General features: G+C 66.6%; 6 protein-coding genes. 1 reads left to right on the forward strand and 5 read right to left on the reverse strand.

Annotated elements, in window-relative coordinates; genetic code table 11:
• The 4 genes from AC1DU6_RS16825 to glpD all read right to left on the reverse strand — a co-directional run.
• Positions 1-826 (reverse strand): carbohydrate ABC transporter permease (locus AC1DU6_RS16825; RefSeq protein WP_477858431.1); only part of this gene is annotated, 826 nt, incomplete at its 3' end.
• Entirely contained in the window at positions 823-1,851 is a 1,029-nt protein-coding gene (locus tag AC1DU6_RS16830; protein WP_457322529.1) for an ABC transporter ATP-binding protein, read from the reverse strand. The genes AC1DU6_RS16825 and AC1DU6_RS16830, both read right to left, overlap by 4 nt.
• Entirely contained in the window at positions 1,851-2,921 is a 1,071-nt protein-coding gene (locus tag AC1DU6_RS16835) for an ABC transporter ATP-binding protein (protein WP_457322527.1), read from the reverse strand. The genes AC1DU6_RS16830 and AC1DU6_RS16835 overlap by 1 nt, the downstream gene beginning before the upstream one ends.
• Positions 2,912-4,534, reverse strand: a complete 1,623-nt coding sequence (gene glpD, locus AC1DU6_RS16840) for a glycerol-3-phosphate dehydrogenase (protein WP_477858434.1) — start codon at positions 4,532-4,534, stop codon at positions 2,912-2,914. Before glpD ends, AC1DU6_RS16835 begins: the two co-directional genes overlap by 10 nt.
• A 187-nt stretch (positions 4,535-4,721) precedes the next feature.
• On the opposite strand from glpD, the gene AC1DU6_RS16845 reads away from it, so the two are divergent.
• Positions 4,722-5,486 carry a DeoR/GlpR family DNA-binding transcription regulator gene (locus tag AC1DU6_RS16845; protein ID WP_457350624.1) on the forward strand — a complete coding sequence of 255 codons (765 nt, stop codon included), beginning with the start codon at positions 4,722-4,724 and terminating at the stop codon, positions 5,484-5,486.
• 110 nt (positions 5,487-5,596) lie between these two features.
• On the opposite strand, the gene AC1DU6_RS16850 is transcribed toward AC1DU6_RS16845, so the two are convergent.
• Positions 5,597-6,211, reverse strand: a 615-nt coding sequence (locus AC1DU6_RS16850; protein WP_477858436.1) for a HipA domain-containing protein, incomplete at its 5' end; no start/stop codon positions are given.

Below are 6,211 nucleotides of genomic sequence, written 5' to 3' on the forward strand. Positions count from 1 at the left end.
GGATGAAGCACAGCAGCAGGATGATGAGGAAGTAGATCAACGAGAAGGCCGCGGCAGGGCCGAGGTCGAACTGGCCCACGGCCTTCTGCGTCAGGTACTGCGACAGGAAGGTCGTCGCGTTGCCGGGGCCACCGCCGGTCAGCACGAAGGGCTCGGTGTAGATCATGAARCTGTCCATGAAGCGCAGCAGCACGSCGATCAWCAGCACGCCGCGCAGCTTGGGCARCTGGATGAAGCGGAAGACGGACAGCTTGCTGGCGCCGTCGATGCTCGCGGCCTGGTAGTAGGCGTCGGGGATGGCGCGCAGGCCGGCGAAGCAAAGCAGGGCGACGAGGGGCGTCCAGTGCCACACGTCCATCACGAGCACCGTCAGCCAGGCGTCGGTCGCATGGCCGGTGTAGCTGTAGTCCACGCCCAGCCAGGCGAGCGCGGCGCCCATCAGGCCGATATCGGTGCGGCCGTAGATCTGCCAGATGGTGCCGACCACGTTCCACGGGATGAGCAGCGAGATGGCCACGAGCACCAGTACCGCGGAGGACTTCCACCCCTGAGCCGGCATCGAGAGCGCCAGGCAGATGCCCAGCGGAATCTCGACGAGCAGCACCGACAGCGAGAACCCCACCTGGCGTAGCAGTGCGCCTTGCAAGTCCTCGTCGCGCATCACCGCCTTGAACCACTCGGTGCCGACGAACACGCGGCGCTCGGGGGAGATGATGTCCTGCACCGAATAGTTCACSACCGTCATCAGCGGCAGGATGGCGGAGAACGCCACGCACAGGATGACCGGCAGGATCAGGAACCACGCCTTCTGATTGACCGGCTTCATGCCATCAACTCCTCGTCCTTGTAATAGCAGGTGTGGCTGCCCTTGACGCTGAACCACGCGGTCTCGCCAAGGGCGGCCGGCGTGAGGTCGGGGCTGAGGCGCGCGCGGATCACGCTGTCGCCTGCCTTGGCGGTGACGAGCCAGTAGGTGCCGACGTCCTGCCGCTGCGTGACGACGGCCTGCAATGCGCCGGCCGCGTGGGGCTCAGTCAGCGTCACGTACTCGGGCCTAACGCCGAGCTTCGTCGCACCGGCGGGTGCACCGGGGACGACATCTGCCGGCAGGAAGTTCATCCCCGGCGAGCCGATGAAATGCCCGACGAAGGTGTGCTGCGGGCGTTCGAAGAGCTGGCCGGCCGAGCCGATCTGCACCGCGCGGCCTCGCGTCATCACCACCACTTCTTCGGCGAAGGTCAGTGCTTCGACCTGGTCGTGGGTGACGTAGATCAGCGTCAGCTTGAGCTCCTTGTGGATCTGCTTGAGCTTGCGGCGCAGTTGCCACTTGAGATGCGGGTCGATCACCGTGAGCGGCTCGTCGAAGAGCACGGCGCTCACGTCCTCGCGCACCAGGCCGCGGCCGAGCGAGATCTTCTGCTTGGCATCGGCCGCCAGGCCGGCGGCGCGGGTGTCGAGCTGGCCGCTCAGCTCCAGCATCTCGGCGATGACGCCCACGCGCTGCTTGATCTTGTCGCGCGGCACGCCGCGGTTCTTCAGCGGGAAGGCCAGGTTCTCGGCCACCGTCATCGTGTCGTAAATGACGGGGAACTGGAACACCTGGGCGATGTTGCGCTGCTGGGGTGTCTGCCGCGTCACGTTGACGCCGTCGAACTGCACCGTGCCCTGCGACGGCGTGACGAGGCCGGAGATGATGTTGAGCAGCGTCGTCTTGCCGCAGCCCGAGGGGCCGAGCAGCGCATACGCGCCGCCATCGCGGAAGACCATCTTCAGCGGCAGCAGCGCGTAGTCTTCGTCCTGCTGGGGGTTGGGGCGGTAGGCGTGAGCCAGGTCGAGTTCGATGCGGGCCATCAGGTCAGCTCCTTGCTCGGCGCCACCAGCAGCTCGCCGCTGGCGTCGAACACGTACACCTGGCCAGGGCTCAGGTACAGCGTGAGGCTGGCGCCCAAATCGAAGAAGTGCACGCCGGTCAGTTGGGCAACCAGTTCTCCCACCGGGGTCTCCACGTGCACGAAGGTGTCGGAGCCCGAGATTTCYGCCAGCTCCACCGTGCCGGGAAGCGCCACGTCGCCCGGGCGGCTTTGCAGGTGCAGCGCGCTTGCGCGCACGCCGAGGGTCAGCGCGGCGCTGCGGGTGGCGGGCAGGGGAGTCGTGACCTGCACACCCGCCGGCAGGCTCACCCCCGACGGGGTGGCGTTGCCGGCGATGAGATTCATCGGCGGGTCGCTGAAGGCGCGCGCGACGCGGATCGACCGCGGCCGGTGGAACACCTCGGCCGTGGGGCCGTACTGGAGCACTTCGCCGGCGTCCATCACGGCGGTGTAGCCGCCGAGCAGCAAGGCCTCGGTGGGCTCGGTGGTGGCGTAGACCACGGTGGAGTCGCCCGCGGCGAAGAGCTGCGTGAGCTCGTCGCGCAGTTCCTCGCGCAGCTTGTAGTCCAGGTTCACCAGGGGCTCATCGAGCAGCATCAAGGGCGCGGCCTTGGCAAGGGCGCGGGCCAGCGCCACACGCTGTTGCTGGCCACCCGAAAGCTCCGCGGGCAGGCGCGAGAGAAAGGGCTCGATGTGCAACTTGGCGGCCAGCTCCTGCACGCGGCCGGCGATGTTCTTCTCGCGGCGCAGCTTGAGCGGCGAGGCGATGTTGTCGTACACGGTCATCGACGGGTAGTTGATGAACTGCTGGTACACCATGGCGACGTTGCGCTCGCGCACCGGCATGCCGGTCACGTCCTGGCGGTCCACGTGGACCTGGCCGTGCGTGGGCTTGTCCAGCCCCGCCATCAAGCGCATCAGGGTCGTCTTGCCCGCTTGGGTGGCGCCCAGCAGCACCGTGACGGCGCCCGGCGCGAGCTTCAGGTCCAGTGGGTAGAGATGGGTCTCGGGGCCCACCACCTTGCCGACCCGCTCCAGCGTCAACTCCATGTCGTCGTCCTCACGCTGTCTCCAATGCTTGTCGTTGTCGTTTCACCCGGCCAGCGCGTCGCCCACCAGCGGGCGACGTCCCGGCGCTGTGCTTCGCTCATGTGCAGCCCGAGCTTGGTGCGGCGCCACAGCACGTCGTCGGGCGTGCGTGCCCATTCGTGGTCGTGCAGGTAGACGAGCTCGCCCTCGTGCAGGCCCGGTGCGATCTCTTCACCCAGGCCTTCGGCCCCAAGAACCCTGTCGATGCGAGCGCCATAGCAACGCGCCAGCCGATGGCGCAGTTTGACCGGCAGCGCCGGGTGCCGCTCCCCTAGCTTCTGTTCGAAACGGGCGAAGTCGACGTCGGGCCGGGTGGCCGGGCCGATCCAGGCGCTCAGGTCGCCACCGGGCAGCCAGGTGCCTGCGGTCCACGCGGCCGTCTTCAAGCCCAGGCCTTTGCAAAGCCCGTCCGCCGCGTCTTCGGCCAGCTTGCGGAAGGTCGTGATCTTGCCGCCCCACACGGTCAGCAAGGGCGGGCCGTCGGTGTCCAGCTCGAGCAGGTAGTCACGGGTCACGGCCGAGGGATCTTCGGCGTCGTCCTCGATCAGCGGACGCACGCCGGAGTAGCTCCACACCACGTCGCCCGGCGCCACCGGCTTGACCATGTAGCGGCTCGCCTGCTCGCAGAGGTAGCGGATCTCGTCGTCGTCGATCTTCGCGTCGCCGGCCGGGCCCTTGTGCTCGACGTCGGTGGTGCCGATGAGCGTGTAGTCGCCCTCGTAGGGAATGATGAAGATGACGCGCTTGTCGGCGCCTTGCAGCGCGTAGGCGTGGTCGTGGTCGAACAGCTTGGGCACGACGATGTGGCTGCCCTTGACCAGCCGCAGCGGCTTGATCTTCGATGCCTGCGCGTGGGCGTGCTCCTTCAGGAACTGCGCCGCCCACGGCCCCGCGGCGTTGACCAGGGCGCGGGCGCGCACGAGGCGGACGGTGCCCGCGCCGTCTTTGAGGGTGACCTGCCAATGGGTGCTGTCGCGCTGGGCGTCGATACAGCGCCAACCGGTCAACACCTGGGCACCCCGCTCGGCGGCATCCAGCGCGTTGAGCACCACGAGCCGGGCATCGTCGGTCCAACCGTCGGAGTACAGGAAGGCACGGGAATAGCGCGGGTTCAACGGGGCGCCCAATGCGTGCCCGCGCAGGCTGATGGTGCGTGAGCCGGGCAGGAACTCGCGTCGCGCGAGGTGGTCGTAGAGGAACAGGCCGATGCGCATCATCCACACCGGGCGCATGCTCGGGTCGTGGGGCACCACCAGCCGCAGCGGACGCMTGATGTGCGGGGCGCTGCGCAGCAGCACCTCACGCTCGGCCAGCGCCTTGCGCACCAGCAGGAAGTCGTAGTACTCCAGGTACCGGATGCCGCCGTGGATCATCTTGGTGGATGCCGACGACGTATGGGCGGCCAGGTCGTTCTTCTCGCAAAGCACCACCGACAGGCCGCGCCCGGCCAGGTCACGCGCGATGCCGGCACCATTGATGCCACCGCCCACGATGAGCACGTCGCAAGCTTGCGCTGCACTCGGGTGGACGGGAGATGCGGCCGGTTGAGTCACGCCCGTCGGGGAGTCGTTCAAGCTGTCTCCGATCTTCGTGAGTGGTCGCCGCGCAGTCGCGCCATGGATGTTCGATTTTGTTCGTATGCGTTCGAAGTTTTTCTTTTTAAGCCACAAGCGAACGCTGCGCAAGAGCAAATCCACCCCTATGGAACATCTCGGCGCGCCTTTACGCTGAACCTCCAAACTTGAACCCAGCCTTGCGCGCATGATCCCCAACCCTCGACAAGCCCTGCTGATCCAGGAGGTGCGCAATCGYGGCGCGGTCTCGGTGGAGGCCTTGGCGGAACAGTTCGGCGTGACGCTGCAAACGGTGCGTCGCGACGTGAAGCAGCTCGCCGCTTCGGGCCTGCTCGCGCGCTTTCACGGCGGCGTGCGCATGCCCACCTCGACGACCGAGAACATCGCGTACCGGCAGCGCCAGCAGCTCAACGAGCACAGCAAGCAGCGCATCGCGCGCGCCATCGCGGCGGTCGTGCCGCAAGACTGCTCGCTGATCATCAACATCGGCACGACAGCCGAGGCGGTTGCGCGCGAGCTGATGAACCACAAGGGCCTGCGGGTCATCACCAACAACCTCAATGTCGCCGCCATCCTGAGCGACAACCCCGCCTGCGAGGTCATCGTGGCGGGTGGCGTGGTGCGGTCCCGCGACCGGGGCATCGTCGGCGAAGCGACGGTGGACTTCATCAGCCAATTCAAGGTGGACATCGGGTTGATCGGCATTTCCGGCATCGAGGACGACGGCACCTTGCGCGACTTCGACTACCGCGAGGTCAAGGTGGCGCGGGCGATCATCGAGCACTCGCGGCAGGTGTGGCTGGCGGCTGATCATTCAAAGTTCAACCGGCCGGCCATGGTCAAGCTGGCCAGGCTCGACGAGGTCGACATGCTGTTCACCGACCAGGTGCCGCCAGCGCCGTTTCCAGCCCTGCTAGCGGAAGCGGGGGTGCAGTGCGAGGTGGCGCCTTGAGATGGAGCTCAAAGGCAAACCAAATAGGCACGCAGGCACAGAGGCAAGGCATGAAGGCTGCTTCTCGGTGCCTCTGTGCCCCTGTGGTCAGCGCCGCGAACTCCAAGGCGTCACAGAAACTCAGGCTTCATCTTGGACGCCTCGTCAGCGAGCTTGGTCAACCGGGTAGCCTGTCCCACGACGAAATCACGGAGTTGGCCTGCAAAGGCGCGCTCACTGTCGTCGATGTAGTCGTCCGCCAAGGCCTGTGCCAGCGCGTGTTCCACCACCAGTTTGGCCAGCCGTGCGGCCTCGCGTTTCAGTAGCTTCCTGTCGACCCCGCATCGCTGCGCAAAGTCGGCCAGCTGAAACGCTCCTACCTCTTCCAGCGAGAAGGCATCGCCCCAGGCCATGGCCAACTGGTGGTCGATGCCTGCGTACTGAACCACACTGACCAGGTCATACCAGGGCGCCGGGTCCAGTCCCTCGCGTCGCACGAAGAACGAGAAGTTCTTACCGTGCGCGTCGCAGTTGCCGATCAGGAATTGGAACAAGGCCCACCTCAGCAGGGTCATGCGTGCCACGGCCTTGTTGACGGTCTGCTCCACGCGTTCGAACAGCATTTCGAAACTCACGCCCTCCCGGATGTTGCGGACGTGCTCGCCGCTCCCCAGGTTCCGCTCGTACTTGAAGCTCTCGGGCAGGTCCGAGGCCTGGCAGGCGTCGATGATGTGCAGGCGCCGCAC

The sequence above is a fragment of the Roseateles sp. P5_B10 genome, assembly GCF_056400485.1.

Coding starts and splice junctions, on each gene's coding strand:
- AC1DU6_RS16830 (WP_457322529.1), bottom strand. CDS start 1,851: ATGGCCCGCATCGAACTCGACCTGGCTCACGCCTACCGCCCCAACCCC.